The sequence below is a fragment of the Verrucomicrobiota bacterium genome (assembly GCA_016871675.1).
Classification (GTDB): domain Bacteria; phylum Verrucomicrobiota; class Verrucomicrobiia; order Limisphaerales; family VHCN01; genus VHCN01.
In genome coordinates, this window is record VHCN01000019.1 from 20,075 (window position 1) to 34,021 (window position 13,947).

The 13,947-nt window shown below is 66.9% G+C and carries 16 protein-coding genes and 1 tRNA gene; 11 read left to right on the plus strand and 6 right to left on the minus strand.

Annotated elements, in window-relative coordinates; translation table 11 throughout:
* Window positions 1-107 precede the first annotated feature (107 nt).
* From mutS to smpB, 4 genes are all read left to right on the plus strand, one after another.
* A complete protein-coding gene (gene mutS, locus FJ386_06310) occupies window positions 108-2,708 on the plus strand; it encodes a DNA mismatch repair protein MutS (protein ID MBM3876316.1) in 2,601 nt (866 codons plus the stop codon).
* Window positions 2,705-3,511, plus strand: coding sequence for a hypothetical protein (locus FJ386_06315; protein ID MBM3876317.1), 807 nt, complete (start codon window positions 2,705-2,707; stop codon window positions 3,509-3,511). Before mutS ends, FJ386_06315 begins: the two co-directional genes overlap by 4 nt.
* A gap of 106 nt (window positions 3,512-3,617) precedes the next feature.
* A complete protein-coding gene (locus FJ386_06320) occupies window positions 3,618-3,860 on the plus strand; it encodes a DNA-directed RNA polymerase subunit omega (protein ID MBM3876318.1) in 243 nt (80 codons plus the stop codon).
* A 59-nt stretch (window positions 3,861-3,919) separates the two neighbouring features.
* On the plus strand, window positions 3,920-4,375 hold the full coding sequence (smpB, locus tag FJ386_06325; protein ID MBM3876319.1) for an SsrA-binding protein SmpB: 456 nt from the start codon (window positions 3,920-3,922) through the stop codon (window positions 4,373-4,375).
* A gap of 26 nt (window positions 4,376-4,401) precedes the next feature.
* Here smpB and FJ386_06330 read toward each other — a convergent pair whose 3' ends face one another.
* Window positions 4,402-4,671 (minus strand): 50S ribosomal protein L28, encoded by a 270-nt coding sequence (locus FJ386_06330; protein ID MBM3876320.1) that lies wholly within the window; start codon window positions 4,669-4,671, stop codon window positions 4,402-4,404.
* A 134-nt stretch (window positions 4,672-4,805) separates the two neighbouring features.
* On the opposite strand from FJ386_06330, the gene FJ386_06335 reads away from it, so the two are divergent.
* The 4 genes from FJ386_06335 to FJ386_06350 all read left to right on the plus strand — a co-directional run bounded on the left by FJ386_06335 (window position 4,806) and on the right by FJ386_06350 (window position 9,048).
* Window positions 4,806-6,206, plus strand: a complete 1,401-nt coding sequence (locus FJ386_06335; protein MBM3876321.1) for an NAD(P)H-hydrate dehydratase — start codon at window positions 4,806-4,808, stop codon at window positions 6,204-6,206.
* Window positions 6,207-6,270: 64 nt separating this feature from the next.
* Window positions 6,271-7,281 (plus strand): hypothetical protein, encoded by a 1,011-nt coding sequence (locus FJ386_06340; GenBank protein MBM3876322.1) that lies wholly within the window; start codon window positions 6,271-6,273, stop codon window positions 7,279-7,281.
* Window positions 7,281-7,862 (plus strand): nucleoside monophosphate kinase, encoded by a 582-nt coding sequence (locus tag FJ386_06345; GenBank protein ID MBM3876323.1) that lies wholly within the window; start codon window positions 7,281-7,283, stop codon window positions 7,860-7,862. The genes FJ386_06340 and FJ386_06345 overlap by 1 nt, the downstream gene beginning before the upstream one ends.
* Window positions 7,863-8,082: 220 nt before the next feature.
* Complete coding sequence (locus FJ386_06350) at window positions 8,083-9,048, plus strand: methionyl-tRNA formyltransferase (GenBank protein MBM3876324.1); 966 nt, start codon at window positions 8,083-8,085, stop codon at window positions 9,046-9,048.
* Window positions 9,049-9,084: 36 nt separating this feature from the next.
* On the opposite strand, the gene FJ386_06355 is transcribed toward FJ386_06350, so the two are convergent.
* Window positions 9,085-10,299 carry a DUF1080 domain-containing protein gene (locus tag FJ386_06355; GenBank protein MBM3876325.1) on the minus strand — a complete coding sequence of 405 codons (1,215 nt, stop codon included), beginning with the start codon at window positions 10,297-10,299 and terminating at the stop codon, window positions 9,085-9,087.
* Window positions 10,300-10,416: 117 nt separating this feature from the next.
* Here FJ386_06355 and FJ386_06360 point away from each other — a divergent pair, with 117 nt between their 5' ends.
* The 3 genes from FJ386_06360 to FJ386_06370 all read left to right on the plus strand — a co-directional run bounded on the left by FJ386_06360 (window position 10,417) and on the right by FJ386_06370 (window position 12,047).
* The gene (locus FJ386_06360) at window positions 10,417-11,433 is read left to right on the plus strand and encodes an NAD(P)-dependent oxidoreductase (GenBank protein MBM3876326.1); all 1,017 of its coding nucleotides are present in this window, start codon (window positions 10,417-10,419) and stop codon (window positions 11,431-11,433) included.
* A gap of 30 nt (window positions 11,434-11,463) precedes the next feature.
* On the plus strand, window positions 11,464-11,664 hold the full coding sequence (locus FJ386_06365; GenBank protein ID MBM3876327.1) for a hypothetical protein: 201 nt from the start codon (window positions 11,464-11,466) through the stop codon (window positions 11,662-11,664).
* A 107-nt stretch (window positions 11,665-11,771) separates the two neighbouring features.
* Complete coding sequence (locus tag FJ386_06370; GenBank protein ID MBM3876328.1) at window positions 11,772-12,047, plus strand: hypothetical protein; 276 nt, start codon at window positions 11,772-11,774, stop codon at window positions 12,045-12,047.
* Between the two features lie 30 nt (window positions 12,048-12,077).
* Here the strand turns inward: FJ386_06370 and FJ386_06375 are convergent.
* From FJ386_06375 to FJ386_06390, 4 genes are all read right to left on the minus strand, one after another.
* A tRNA-Leu gene (locus tag FJ386_06375) sits at window positions 12,078-12,162 on the minus strand.
* 101 nt (window positions 12,163-12,263) lie between these two features.
* Complete coding sequence (locus FJ386_06380; GenBank protein ID MBM3876329.1) at window positions 12,264-13,007, minus strand: 20S proteasome subunit A/B; 744 nt, start codon at window positions 13,005-13,007, stop codon at window positions 12,264-12,266.
* Entirely contained in the window at window positions 13,004-13,777 is a 774-nt protein-coding gene (locus FJ386_06385; protein ID MBM3876330.1) for a proteasome subunit alpha, read from the minus strand. Before FJ386_06385 ends, FJ386_06380 begins: the two co-directional genes overlap by 4 nt.
* Window positions 13,774-13,947, minus strand: coding sequence for a ubiquitin-like protein UBact (locus FJ386_06390; GenBank protein ID MBM3876331.1), 174 nt, complete (start codon window positions 13,945-13,947; stop codon window positions 13,774-13,776). The genes FJ386_06385 and FJ386_06390 overlap by 4 nt, the downstream gene beginning before the upstream one ends.

Sequence of the window (13,947 nt, forward strand, 5' to 3'; positions counted from 1 at the left end):
TTCAAAGTTCAAAGTTCACGGTTCGACGCCGCACCTTTGTGCCTTTGCGGCTCCGCGGCTTTGCGTTAAGAACTCCCGCGATGTCCGCCGACGCCCAGCTTACGCCCATGATGGCGCAGTATCGCCGCATCAAGGCCGAGCTGCCCAAGGACGCGCTGCTCCTGTTCCGGCTTGGCGACTTCTACGAGATGTTCTTCGACGACGCGGTCGAAGGGGCGCGCATCCTCAACCTCGCGCTCACGCGCCGGCAGGCCATCCCGATGTGCGGCCTGCCGCATCACGCCGCCAACGGCTACATCGCGCGCCTCCTGCGCGCCGGCCGCAAGGTCGCCATCTGTGATCAGCTCGAGGACGCCAAGCCCGGCAAGCTCGTCAAGCGCGATGTGACGCAAATCCTCTCGCCCGGCACGCACTTCGATGAACGGATGCTCACGGCCGAGCGCAACAACTTCCTCGCCGCCGTGCACGCCGTCGGCTCGATGTTTGGCATCGCGTGCGTGGATCTCACGACCGGCGACTTCAAGACGACCGAACTCGGCAGCGAGGCGGAGCTGCTCACGGAACTCGAACGGCTCCGGCCCACGGAAGTGATCCATCCCGGCGAGGCGGCATCGCTGCGCGCGCTGTTGCAGCACGCGTCGCGCATCCTCGTCGGGCACGACGACTGGACCTTCGCGCCGGAAACGGCCGTGTTCACGGTGCGTGAGCACTTCAAGGTCGCGTCCCTCGACGGCTTCGGCCTCAAGGACCGCGTTGCCGCCACGGGCGCGGCGGGCGCGGTGCTGCATTATCTCACGCAGCAGTTGCGGCGCGACGTGAAGCACCTCACGCGGCTGTCGTTTTACCAGTGCCGTGACTTCCTCGTGCTCGACGCCACGACGCTGCGCAATCTGGAAATCCTCGAGCCGCTGCATCGCGACGCGCCGCGGAACACGTCGCTCTTCGGCGCGCTCAACCGGACGGTCACGCCGATGGGCGCGCGCCGCCTGCGCGACTGGCTCACGCAACCGCTCGCCGCCGTCGAGCCCATCCACCGCCGGCAGGACGCCGTGCAATCATGGCTCGACCACACCGCGGCGCTCGACGCATTCCGCGCGAAGCTCGCCGCCGTGCGCGACCTCGAGCGGACGATCAGCCGGCTCTCGGTGGGCACCGGCAACGCGCGCGACCTGATCGCGCTGCGCATGGCGCTGGAGCAGTTGCCGGGATTGCGGGAGACGCTCGCCAGCGTGGGAGGGCCGGGTTCCACGCCGGCCGTGATCGAAGAGGGGGGGGCGCAGGCGGAACCGCGTCCGCCCAGCCCGGTCGCCGGGCTCGCCTCGCAAGTGACGGAGATGCCCGCCCTCGTCGAGCTGATCGGCCGGGCCATCATGGAGGATGCGCCGCTGGCGTTGAAGGAAGGCGGCATCATCCGCGACGGCTTCGACGCCGCGCTCGACGAACTTCGCACTGCGATGCGCGGCGGCAAGGATTGGATCGCGAAACTGCAGCAGGACGAGATCACACGCACCGGCATTGCGTCGCTGAAGGTCCGATTCAATTCCGTCTTCGGCTACTACATCGAGGTGACGAAGTCGAACCTCGACAAGGTGCCGGCTGATTACGTGCGCAAGCAGACCGTCGCGAACGGCGAGCGGTTCTTCACGCCGGCGCTCAAGGAAATGGAGTCGCGCATCCTCGGCGCCGAGGAGCGCGCGACGAAGCTCGAATACGACCTCTTCCTGAAAGTGCGCGAGCAGGTGCTCGGCTGCCTGCGCGCCATCCAGCAGACCGCGGGCGCGCTCGCGCAACTCGATGCGCTCGCGGGCTTCGCCGAATCCGCGCGCCACTTCAACTACTGCCGGCCCGAAGTCGGCGACGAGGGCCGCATCGTGATCCGCGACGGCCGGCATCCCGTGCTCGACCAGGCGCTCGTGGAGGAACGCTTCGTGCCGAATGACACCTTGCTGGGGAGCAGCGGACGTCAGTCCGCCCCGGTCGAAGCGAATGAGAGCCAGAGCCGACTGACGTCGGCTGCCACGGAATCGCCCCAGATCGCGTTGATCACCGGGCCGAACATGGCGGGCAAAAGCACCTACATCCGGCAGGTGGCGTTGCTCGCGTTGCTCGCGCACACGGGCAGCTTCATCCCTGCGGCGTCGGCGCGTGTGGACCTCGTGGACCGCATCTTCACGCGCATCGGCGCGAGCGACGATCTCGCGCGCGGGCAGAGCACGTTCATGGTGGAGATGAGCGAGACGGCGAACATCCTCAACAACGCCACGCCGCGCAGCCTCATCATCCTCGACGAGATCGGACGCGGCACGAGCACGTTCGACGGGCTCTCGCTCGCGTGGAGCATCGTCGAGCACCTGCACAACGCCGTTGGCGCGAAGTCCCTCTTCGCCACGCACTATCACGAGTTGACCGAGCTCGCGGGAAAGCTCGGTCGCGTGCGGAACTTCAACGTGGCCGTTCGCGAGTGGCGCGACTCCATCGTTTTCTTGCGCAAGATCGTCGCGGGCGGCACGGACAAGAGCTACGGCATCCAGGTCGCGCGGCTCGCGGGCGTGCCGCGCGAGGTGATCGAGCGCGCGAAGGTGATTCTCGGCAACCTCGAGGAGAGCGAACTCACGCCCGAGGGGGACGTCCGCCCATCGCGCCGCGAGCAGGACCGCGCGAGGCTCAAGTCCATCGCGCCCTCGCCGCAGATGGATTTGTTCTCATGAAACCCCGTCGTTCAATCGCTTGGGCCGCACTGCTCATCGCTGGGCATTTTGCGGTGGCTGCATCCGGCCCCGGTGGCATCTGTGACACGCCGACTCTCGACGATTATCTCAAGCGCGCCGATGAGCTCGACCGCGCCCGCGACACGACCGCGGCGGCGCAGGCGCTCGAGGACGCCGACGCGAAGTTTCCGAACAATCCCGAGGTGCTCTACCGGCTCTCGAAGCAACATTCCGACCTGATCTTCGCGGCGAAGTCGAAGCCCGAGGCGAAGGCGCTCGCGGCGAAGTGCCTCGCCACCGCGCGCCGGGCGGTCGAGGCCGGTCCGAAACACGCGAAGGCCCGCCTGTCACTGTCCATCTGCTACGCGAAGAATTTCCCGCACGTGGACAACCAGACCAAGGTGAACTACTCCCGTGCGCTCAAGGAGGAAACGGAGCGGGCCATCGCGCTCGACCCGACGCTCGACCTCGCGCATCACATGCTCGGTCGCTGGCACTTCGAGTCGGCAAACATGAACTTCGTCACGCGCACCCTCGCGGCGGCCGTCTACGGCGGGTTGCCGAAGGCGAGCTTCGAGGACGCGCGCGCCGGATTCCATCGCGCCGTGGAACTGGCGCCGAAGCGCATCCTCCACCGCTTGCACCTTGCTGGGGCGCTGCTGGCGTTGAAGAAGAAGCCTGAGGCGATCGAAGCATTGCGAACCGCTTTGAAGCTCGAACCGCTCGACAAGGACGACGAGGAAGCCAGGCGTGACGCGGCGGCGGCCTTGAAGAAGCTCGGCGTGAAGGATGCGGCGGAGTGAATCCGGAGCGCGGCGCGGCCGGCCGTTGTTTCCGGTTTTTTCCAGTTGCGTCCATGCTGAACCCCGATATTCTCACCGTTCCTTCGGCGGAGAAGCGAACCCGAACATGAACAGCGAACTGGCAAAACGAGCCCTCGACAAGGTCGGCAACCCCAACATCCTGATCAATTACATCTCCCGCCGCGTGCGGCAGCTCAACTCGGGCAGCCGTCCGCTGATGGCCGAGACTGCGGGCCTTGGCCTGGCGGACATCGCCTTGATTGAGCTGCTCGAGGAGAAGATGGCTTTCGAGATGATCGAGCCGGCGCCGGCCGCCGCGGCGCCCGCCAAGAAGCGCAAGAAACACTGAGTGGTTTTTCAGCGCCGTCCACAGGCCAGTCCCGAAGCATCGGGACTGGCTGCTTTTTTATGGCCGACATCGTGACCAACCCGAAGGCGCGGCGCGACTTTCACATCCTGGACACTTACGAGGCGGGCCTCGTGTTGCGGGGCACGGAGGTCAAGTCGCTGCGCGCGGGTCGCGGCCAGATTGGGGATGCCTTTGCGCGGGTGGACGCGGACGAAGTCTGGCTGTTCAACGCGCACATCGAGGAGTATTCCCACGGCAACCTGCTCAACCACGCGCCGAAGGCACCACGCAAACTGCTGTTGCGCCGGCAGGAAATCCGCAAGCTCGCCGAACTCACGCGGGTGAAGGGCAATGCGCTCGTGCCGCTCGCACTCTATTGGAAGGAGGGCAAGGTGAAGGTCCGGCTCGGCGTCGGAAAGGGAAAGCTGGAGTTCGACAAGCGCGAGGACCTCAAGCAGCGCGAGGCGGACTTGGAAATGAAACGGGCTCGAATGTCCCGGATGAAGGGCCGGTGACCTTCCTGGATGACCGGGTGCCGCGGCTACGCGGGCCTGGGCGCCTCGGGCTTTTTCCAAGTGCGCTTGAACGGCTTGATGACCAGGCCTTTTTTGATGGCGCTCGTCGCGACCCGGATTCTCATCACGCGCCCGTTTACGAGGGCCCGGACGCGCTTAAGATTGGGATAGAATCGCCGCTTGGTGATCGCGGTGATGTGCGTGCCGATGCCGCCGGACTTCTTCGCCTTGCCGCTGCGCCAGATGTGGTTGCCCCTGACCGGGCGTTTGCCAGTGAAGTAGCAGATTTTTGCCATAACTTTCGATCACATCTCGTTTTAGGAGCGCGGACGTTATCAGCGCCGTGAGACGTGGCGCAAGCACCAATTCGACGTCCGATCGCGGGAATTGCCGGCTTCCATGCCCCGTCCGCCCCACGTAACCTGACGCCATGCCGTTGCCGGTGCTGAGCGTCGCGCAGATGCGCGAGTGGGAAACCGCGACATGGTCGCTCGGCGTCTCGCAGGAGTCCGTGATGCGTCGCGCGGGCGCTGCGGTCGCCGCGCGCGTCTGCCAGCTCACCCGACCCGGCGAGTCGGTGCTCGTGCTCGCGGGGCGCGGTCACAACGGCGACGACGCGCGCTTTGCCGCGGAGGGTCTTGCCGAGAGGGCCGTGCGGCTCGTGAACGTGACCGACCCGGTCGCGGCGGCTGCCGAGGTCCGGATCGCGCCCGCGGCGCTTGTGGTGGACGGGCTTTTGGGAATCGGGTTGAACCGCCCGCTCGATGCCGCGTGGAACGGACTTCATCGCACAATCAACTCACGCGGATGTCCGGTGCTCGCGGTGGACGTGCCGAGCGGGTTGGACGCGGACACGGGCGAGGCGCGCGGCGACGTGTTGCGCGCCACCGTCACGGTCACGTTTGGCGCCGTGAAGCGCGGCCTCCTTCGCACGGACGCGGTCCCGCTGATCGGCCGGCTGGAACTCGCCCATGACATCGGCCTTGCGCCGTGTCCGTTTCTCGAAGCGGACGTGAACTGGACGCTCGCCACGGATTTCGGCGGTTTCCCGCCGGGACGTTGCGTCTCGGGACACAAAGGGACCTTCGGCCACGTCGTGATTGTGGCGGGCAGCCTCGGCTTTCATGGCGCGGCGGTGCTCGCGGCTTCGGGTGCGCTTCGCGCGATGCCGGGACTCGTCACGGTGCTGACGACGGACGCGGCTTTCATCCCGGTTGCTTCGCAGATTTCGCAAGCAATGGTCCGGCCGTGGAAGGCGGGCGCGGCGCTGCCCGCCTCGTGCTCCGCCGTGGTGTTCGGCCCCGGGCTTGCCGGCGACGACGTGCCACCGGGGTTGCGCGAGGCCATGACACGGCTATGGCGCGAAGCAAATCTGCCGGTCGTCGCCGACGCCAGCGCGCTCGACTGGCTGCCCGCGGAACGGATTCCCTCCGGCTCGACGCGCGTCATCACGCCGCACCCCGGCGAAGCGGCGCGTCTGCTCGGGCAATCCGTTCCGCGCGTGCAATCCGACCGGCCCGCCGCCGTGCGCGAACTCTCTCGCCGCCTCGGCGGCTGTCACGTCGTGTTGAAGGGGCACCAGACGTTGTGCGGTGCCGCCTTCGGGCCGGTGATAGTGAATCCGACCGGCAATCCCGGCCTCGCGCAGGGCGGCACCGGCGACGTGCTCGCGGGATACCTCGGCGGCCTGCTCGCCCAGCCCGGAGCCGATGCGTCGATGGCGATGCGATACGCGGTGTTCCAGCACGGACGCGCGGCCGATGAACTTTCGGCGCGCGGCGGCGCGTGGACGGTTGCCGGCCTGCTCGCGCGCCTCGGCGGCACCGGCTAGGAATCGTCGCGCCCGGCTGAAAAGTGCTTTCGCTGCCCCTGTCCTTCTGATAACAACACGCGCCATGAACCGGTCCATCGGAATCGCGGTGTTGAGTTGTCTCTGCGCCGTGGTCGTGCTGCGGGCAACGTCCGCCGATTACAAGCTGTTGAACGGGAAGTCCTACAAGGGCGACCCGACCGGCGCGAACAACGTCAGCGTCATCATCCGCGACCCCGACGCCAGCACCAACGCGCCCCGCACGGCGTGGACCAACTTCACCCAGGAAGCACTCAAGGAATTCGCGAAGAACGCCAAGCTCAAGCAATACGTCGAGATTCTCATCGAGGAACCCGAGCAGGACCTCGACACCTCGCTCATGCCCACGGTGCAGAAGCGCGCGCGTCCGGCGATGAAGCTCGTGCCCGTCGAGAAGCCCCAGCGCTACAAGCCACGGCCCGGATTCATCGGCAGCATCTTCACCTCGGCGATTGGCTGGTTTACGCTGTTCATTCTCTACGCTGCAAATCTCTACGCCGGCTACGAAGTCGCCATCTACCGGCGCCGTCCCATCAAGCTTGTCATCGGCGTTTGCGCGGCCGCGCCGCTCTTTGGGCCCATCACATTCCTCTGCATGCCCGAGATCAAGAGGGTCACGGAAGCCCCGCCACCCGTCGCCGCCGAGGAGGAGGAAATCAAGGCGCCCGGTCCAAGGCAGATGCACAAGGGCCCCGGTGTCGCCGCGCACGGCGCGTCCGCGAGCGGACCGCTGGCCGACGTGCCCACCATCGCGCCGCAGGCTGCGCCCGTTCCCAAGACGCAGTATTTTCGCCGCGGCGAAGTCTCCTTCAACCGCCGATACATCGAGTCCAAGTTCGCGCCCTTCTTCAAGATGGTCCTCGGCGAGAAGGAGCAGGACCTCTTCCTGGTCTTCAACACGGTCCGCGGGCAGTTCATCACGCAGCACGTTGTGAAGGCCACGCAGGCGGACATGACCGTGAAGATCGAGGCCGAGAACGGCGCCTCGTGCGACGAAAGTTTTCCGTTCAACGACATTCAGGAAATCCAGATCCGCCACCGCGAGGCCACCGACTGATGCGTTACCGGACCGTCCTCCTCTTCGGGGCGCCCGGCGCCGGCAAGGGCACACAGGGGAAAATCCTCGGCAGCGTCCCCGGCTTCTTCCACTGCGCCTGCGGAGACGTTTTCCGAAATCTCACCGTGGACAACGAACTCGGCCGCAAGTTCGTCGAGTATTCCAGCCGCGGCGAACTTGTCCCCGACGAATACACCGTCAAACTCTGGCGGCAGAACATCGAGGCCAGCACGGTCGCCGGACGGTTCAACCCCGAGCGCGACGTGCTCGTGCTCGACGGCATCCCGCGCACTGTCGCGCAGGCTGAGTTGCTCAAGGACACCCTCGACGTCCGCGCCATCCTCTACCTCTCCTGCCCCGACACCAATCGGATGATCGAGCGGCTCCAGCGCCGCGCGCTCCGCGAGAACCGCCTCGACGACGCCAACCTCGACGTCATCAAGCACCGCCTGGATGTCTATCGCCAGGAGACCAAGCCCGTGCTCGACTATTACGGCGAGGACCTCGTCCACACCGTGGACGCCACCCAACGCCCCGTCGAAGTGCTCGGCGACATCCTCAATTACGTGACGAAGTGCTGAGCGCGGGTCGGAGCAGCCGCAAGTGAAGGCAAAGTCGGGGACGGGAAATCGGGCTGACCGGACATGAGTCGGGCCGTTGTGTCGTGGCTCCAATGAGGCCAGCCACTCTTTGCTTTCTCGGTGTTCCTTCGCGGCCAATTCCCGCGCGTCAGTTGAACCAACTGCGTCTGTGTCCACCATCCACCATCCACCATCCACTTCGGCACATCGCATTCTTTTCATGGGCACGGCCGACATCGCCCGGCCCGCGCTTGAGGCGTTCGCGCGCGACCCCGCCTTCCATCTCCTTGCCGCCGTCTCCCAGCCCGACAAGCCCCGCGGCCGCGACCTCCAGCTCCAGCAGACACCCGTCAAAGCCGCCGCCGTCGCCCTCGGCCTGCCCGTGCTCCAGCCCGCGCGCGCCCGCGATGCGTCCTTCCTCGCGCAACTCCGGGAACTCGCCCCCGACCTCATTGTGGTCTTCGCCTATGGTCAACTTCTTCCGCGAGCCTTGCTCGACATCCCGCGGCACGGCTGCCTGAACATCCACACCTCGCTCCTCCCGCGCTGGCGCGGCGCCGCGCCCATCCAGTGGGCCCTGCTCGCGGGTGACACCGAAACCGGAGTGACCTTGATGAAAATGGATGCCGGCCTCGACACCGGCCCCATCCTCGCCACGCGCACCACGCCGATCGCTCCCGAGGACAACGCGCAAACCCTCCACGACCGCCTCGCCGCGCTGGGCGCGGAACTCGCCGTGCAAACCATCCCGCGCTACGTCGCCGGCGACCTTGCGCCGCGACCGCAACCGGCCGGTGGCGTCACCCACGCGCGCAAGATTTCCAAGGCCGACGGCCGCCTCGACTGGACGCAGCCCTCGCGTGCGCTGTGGAATCAGGTCCGCGCTTTCACCCCGTGGCCCTCGGCGTTCACGTTCCTTCCCGCGGACGGCAAGCCGCGCCTCCTGAAAATCTGGCAGGCCCGCGACGACGACGCACCGCCGCCTGCCGTCGCCGCGCCCGGCACGGTGCTTTCGGCCGACAAGACCGGCATCTTGATCGCGTGCGGCCAAGGGGCGCTCCGGCTTCTCTCCGTGCAACGCGAAGGCAGCCGCCGGATGAACGCGCAGGAATTCCTCACAGGCCACTCCGTCGTTCCAGGCACAATCCTCGCGTCCGCATCACCTTCCTCCGCCGGTTCGGCCTGAGCAGTCAGCCCTCCCGGTCGCGGGGCGCTGGCTCCGCTACTTCAATTCCTTCACGAACACGCTCGCGAATTGGGCGGCGGCTCCGTCGTGCCGGAGGGCGAAGGGTCCGGACGGCGCGGACTTGACGGGCAGGTTTTCGACAAGAGCCTGGCCGTCGAGCGTCACCGAGAGCGCGCTCCCCTTGCGGGTGATCTGAAACCGGTGCCACTGGCCGGACTTCCGCGCGTCGAGCCGGGGCCCGAGCGCGGCGCGCAGTTTGTCGGCGTCGAGCGCGTCGTCGCCGCCCGGCAGGATCACCGGCAGCGGCACGCCCGTCAGCGGCTTGGAGGGCCGCCAGTCCACCACGAGGGCGAAGTCTCTCAGCGGTTTCTCGCTCCACAGGTTTTTGTCGGCGGCCTCGCTTTTGCCGTCGTAGTTGAGGGTCCAGTCGCGAGGCGTCCAGTGGCCGGCGTGGCCGGGGTCGGCCTTGAAGTTGCGCAGGTCCACGCCGGTGTAGAGCGAAACGAAGCCGTCGTAGGCGCGCGCGGTTTGCTCGGGAGTGGCGTTGGAGGCGGGCAGTTCCTTGATGCGGACGTTGCGGAAGTGAATCTCGCTGCCCTCGCTCTCAAGGCAGAGGTAACCCTTGCGCGGGATGCAGTCGCGGCTGGTGCTGACTTCCTTGCCGTTGACCGAGAGACTCACGGTGCCGTTGGTGGCGACGACGCGGTAGTGGTTCCACTCGGGCGAAGGCTTGGTGCGGTCCTCGGTGGGGAAGGCGCGGCCGCCCTTGGACACGCGGCCGAGCGGGGTCATCTTCGCGCCGTGAATGGGAAAGATGTCGCCGTGAGTGGTGAAGGAGACGTTGCGGGCGGCATTGCCCTCGCCGTAACCGGTGTCGAGGATTTGCACCTCGATGCCGCGCGAGAAGGGCGTGCCCGCGGCGGAGATGGGGTCGCCCCAGAGGAAGAGGCCGGAATTGCCGCCGGGCTTCATGTGGCGCCATTCGAGCTCGATGATGAAGTTCTCATACATCCGCTCGGTGCGCATGGTGCCGGTGGGGATGCCGGTGCAGTGGATGAGCCCGTTCTTCACGGTGAAAGTCTCGGGCGCGACGTTCACGGGCACCCAGCCTGAGAGGTCGCGGCCGTTGAACATGGGGACGAAACCCGGTTCATCCGCACCACCCCCGGCGGGCAGAGCCGCGGTGAAGACGACGGCAGCAGCAGCGGCGGTTGTGAGGATTGCAACGCGGAGTGGAAGCGGGCTTTTCATGGACAATGCGGTTCGGGCTTTGCAGGATGGAGCGTAGCCAAGCCCCGCACGTTGGAAATGAAAAAGTCCGCGCCTCAAGCGAAACGTCGTCCCGGCCTGCGCCCGCTCCCCGCCCGCATCACGACCGTCGCGCCATTGGAGGATTTGCTCAGCGAGCCCACGCCCGGCGCCATCGAGGCGATGCGCGCGCTCGACGGCGACCTCATCCTGCTCGGCGTCGCGGGCAAGATGGGCCCGACCCTTGCGCGCATGGCGAGGCGCGCCTGCGACTCTGCCGGCGCGACGCGTCGCATCATCGGCGTCTCGCGCTTCACAAGTCCCGCGGACGAAGCCGCACTCCGCGCGCACGGCATCGAGACGATCCGGTGCGACTTGCTCGATGAAGCCGCCGTCGCCGCGCTGCCCGACGTGCCGAACGTGATATCGATGGCCGGGATGAAGTTCGGCGCGACCGGCAACGAGCCGCTCACGTGGGCGATGAACGTCCACCTGCCGGCCATCGTGTGCAGGAAGTTCCGGAACAGCCGCATCGTGGCGTTCTCGACGGGAAATGTTTACGGCCTGAGCCCGGTCCCGCGGGGCGGGTCGGTCGAGTCAGATGCGCCCGCGCCCGTGGGCGAATACGCGACGAGCTGCCTCGGTCGCGAGCGGATGTTCGAGCACTTCAGCCGGACGCTGGGAATCCCCGTGGTGCTGTTGCGGCTCAACTACGCGGTCGAGTTGCGCTACGGCGTGCTCGCGGACCTCGCGCGCAAGATCCGCGACGGCGAGCGCGTGGACCTCGCGATGGGCCACTTCAACTGCATCTGGCAGGGCGATGCGAATGCGATGACGCTGCAAGCCTTCGCGCTCGCCGACACGCCCGCGCGCGTGTTGAACATGACCGGCCTGGCGACCTTGAGCGTTCGCGAGACCTGCGCCACGCTCGCATCACTCATGAATACGACCGTGAAGTTCACGGGAACCGAATCCGCGACGGCGCTGCTGAACAACCCGGCGAAGTTGCACGCACTGATCGGCGCGCCGCGCGTCCCGGTCTCACAAATCTTGGAGTGGGTCTCCGACTGGACGCTGCGCGGCCGGCCGACGCTCGGCAAGCCCACGCACTTCGAGGCGCGCGACGGGAGGTTTTGAAACACGGGAACCGAACAAAGAACAGCCCCCATGAAAACGAATCGAACTCCGGAATGGGCCGCGAGAGGACGCAGCGCGGCATTGCCGAACCGGTGGGTTCCCCAAGCCGTCGCCGAGCGGCTGGCGACCATGGTTGCGCTCGCATGCGGCATCGGTGCGCTGGCGGCTGCGGCCTCTGAACCGTCAACGAACGACCTCGCCGGCGCGCTGGCGTTCCGGTTGAAGTTCTGACCGGGCCGCCTCGCGGGTTGCTACGGGGGGCCGGTTGTTCCATGGTCGCTCCCGTCAGCACCAGGTGGCTGGCCTTGCAGCAATCCAACCCTCACCCCGACCCTGCCATGTCTGCCAAACAAGCCCGACGCAAGCAGCCCTTCGCCATCAGCGCCCCCGCCGCGCAAAGCGTCGCCGTGGCCGGCTCGTTCACCAACTGGGAGCAAAGCCCGGTGCCGCTGAAGCGCCAGAAGAACGGCGTCTGGAAAACGACGCTCGAGCTCGGTCCCGGCCAGCACGAATACCGCTTCCTCGTGGACGGCCAGTGGGTGGATGACCCGGACTGCCCGCAACGCGCGCCGAATCCTTTCGGCAGCGAGAATTGCGTTCGACAGGTGGGTTGAGAAATCCTCGGGGCGGTCGAAAGCGGAAGCGGGTGCGGATAGCAGGACTTGAACCTGCACGCCTTACGGCACTACCACCTCAAAGTAGCGCGTCTGCCAATTCCGCCATATCCGCAACGGCGCGGAGAAAGTGCCCACTGCCTCCGGCTCGCGCAAGTTCTATTTGGCCGGAGTGGACGACGGTTGAATCGGGCGAAGCCAAACCGCCAATGCGCGTCACGCCAGGCCAACGTCCTGCGCGGTGAGACTCGTGTATCGGGTTGCGCGGGTGCCCGACCGCGCGAGCCAGCCCGCTTCGAGGACTTTTCCCTTCATCCCTGCACGCACGCCGTCCCGCCGCTCGGACTCGGCTGGCAGCCCCCCATCGAACGTGTGCCCGGCCGTCACGCACCACCACGCCTGCAGGAGCGTGTCCACCACCGCCGCGCGGTCGGACTTGCCCGCGAGCGCGTCCGAGAGCCACTTCTGCGCGGCGGACTCGGCTTCGGCGGTGCTCGCAGCCACGTGCACGCCGCCATGTTCGATGGTGAAAGCCCCGTCGAAATGCAGCCGGTAGAACGAATCCTCCGCGGGCGCGGCGCCGAGTTCGGCCAGCACCAGTTCGACAAGAGACGGCGCCGCGTAAATCTGCTCGAAGTTCGTCTTGAGTTGCGGGCTCAATCCGAAGCTCACAAGCCGCCGCATGCTCACGTCCTCCGGCGCTCGCGTGAAAGCTTCGAGATGCGCGGCATCAATCGCGGCCTGCCGGACTCTCTCGATGTCCGCGGGATGGCCGAGCCCCGCGAGCGCGTGACGGTCAAACAGCTCGAACACCTTCGAACGCCCGGTGCCGACGCCGAGCAGCAGGATGCCGTCCGCGAGGCTCGCGGCGAACACGGGCGAGCCGCCCTTGAGCTGTTCGCGGACGTATTCGCGCCGGTTCGCGACGGCTTCGAGCCAGCGATAGGGTTCCTCGGTCATTGCCTCAGCCACTCCGCTTGTTGTTCGTCGCTCACGGTTTCGACCCCGGACGCGCGCAGGACCTTGATCGTCGCGAACGTCTCCGCGCCGGGATTCACGCCGCCCGTCGCCGCGTCGAGCTCGGACGCCGTCATCAGCAGCCGCAACGCGAATCGCACCGCTTCTTCGAGATTCATCTGCGACGGACCCGGCCGGCCGTAACGCTCCTGAAAACTCAGCACGCTCCGGATGGTCCCCGAACCCGAGCCGCTGGCCGCGTGGCCGACCGCCTGAAACTGCGCGCCGAGCGGGTCGTAAAAGTAAATCTGCGGTTTGGGAGGCGTCGCGTGCGCGTCCACGCCGGCGAAAAGCGGCACGACCACGCCGACGCCCTGCATCGTCATGGGTAGATTGTCACGGAGCAACCGCGCGAGCGCGCGGACCTTCGCGGGAAGGCTGAGCGATTGGAGCTGGCTGCGCCGGTAATACTCGAACGACGTTTGCAGCACGCGCGCCATTTCGAACGCGGTTGCAGGCACGCCCGCAATGGCGAGCAACGACGTGGCGTCGAGTTCGAGAACCTTGTCCACCCGGTCGGTGACGATGACGTTGCCCGCGGTGGCGCGCCGGTCGCCAGCCATCAGGACGCCCCCGGCGAAGTGAAACGCAAAGACCGTCGTGGCCTGCGTCTGCGCAGGAGCCGCGTTCGATGCGTCGGCGCGAACCGGCGCGAGATTGTGGCTCGCGAGCAGGGAGACGAAATCGCCGGCGATCGGAGTTTGCGCGCTCATTCGCCTGTGCGCTGCCGGTAGCGTTTGGCCTGGTCGGGGTCCACCTTGCGCATGCGCTTGAGGAGTTCCTCCACGTTCGGTTTGTCCACCTTCGGCTCCTTCGGGCCGTCACCGCCGCCACCGGGGTTGCCCGGCGCGACCGGCCGCGTCTTCTGGGATTGGTCGGGCAT

Excerpts from the sequence above, each read along its gene's own strand:
- smpB (MBM3876319.1), top strand. The coding sequence starts at position 3,920 with ATGGCCGACATCGTGACCAACCCGAAGGCGCGGCGCGACTTTCACATC.
- FJ386_06315 (MBM3876317.1), top strand. The coding sequence starts at position 2,705 with ATGAAACCCCGTCGTTCAATCGCTTGGGCCGCACTGCTCATCGCTGGG.
- FJ386_06350 (MBM3876324.1), top strand. The coding sequence starts at position 8,083 with ATGGGCACGGCCGACATCGCCCGGCCCGCGCTTGAGGCGTTCGCGCGC.
- FJ386_06385 (MBM3876330.1), bottom strand. The coding sequence starts at position 13,777 with ATGAGCGCGCAAACTCCGATCGCCGGCGATTTCGTCTCCCTGCTCGCG.
- FJ386_06330 (MBM3876320.1), bottom strand. The coding sequence starts at position 4,671 with ATGGCAAAAATCTGCTACTTCACTGGCAAACGCCCGGTCAGGGGCAAC.
- FJ386_06345 (MBM3876323.1), top strand. The coding sequence starts at position 7,281 with ATGCGTTACCGGACCGTCCTCCTCTTCGGGGCGCCCGGCGCCGGCAAG.
- FJ386_06340 (MBM3876322.1), top strand. The coding sequence starts at position 6,271 with ATGAACCGGTCCATCGGAATCGCGGTGTTGAGTTGTCTCTGCGCCGTG.
- FJ386_06320 (MBM3876318.1), top strand. The coding sequence starts at position 3,618 with ATGAACAGCGAACTGGCAAAACGAGCCCTCGACAAGGTCGGCAACCCC.
- FJ386_06335 (MBM3876321.1), top strand. The coding sequence starts at position 4,806 with ATGCCGTTGCCGGTGCTGAGCGTCGCGCAGATGCGCGAGTGGGAAACC.
- mutS (MBM3876316.1), top strand. The coding sequence starts at position 108 with ATGATGGCGCAGTATCGCCGCATCAAGGCCGAGCTGCCCAAGGACGCG.
- FJ386_06390 (MBM3876331.1), bottom strand. The coding sequence starts at position 13,947 with ATGCCCGACCAATCCCAGAAGACGCGGCCGGTCGCGCCGGGCAACCCC.
- FJ386_06380 (MBM3876329.1), bottom strand. The coding sequence starts at position 13,007 with ATGACCGAGGAACCCTATCGCTGGCTCGAAGCCGTCGCGAACCGGCGC.
- FJ386_06365 (MBM3876327.1), top strand. The coding sequence starts at position 11,464 with ATGAAAACGAATCGAACTCCGGAATGGGCCGCGAGAGGACGCAGCGCG.
- FJ386_06370 (MBM3876328.1), top strand. The coding sequence starts at position 11,772 with ATGTCTGCCAAACAAGCCCGACGCAAGCAGCCCTTCGCCATCAGCGCC.
- FJ386_06355 (MBM3876325.1), bottom strand. The coding sequence starts at position 10,299 with ATGAAAAGCCCGCTTCCACTCCGCGTTGCAATCCTCACAACCGCCGCT.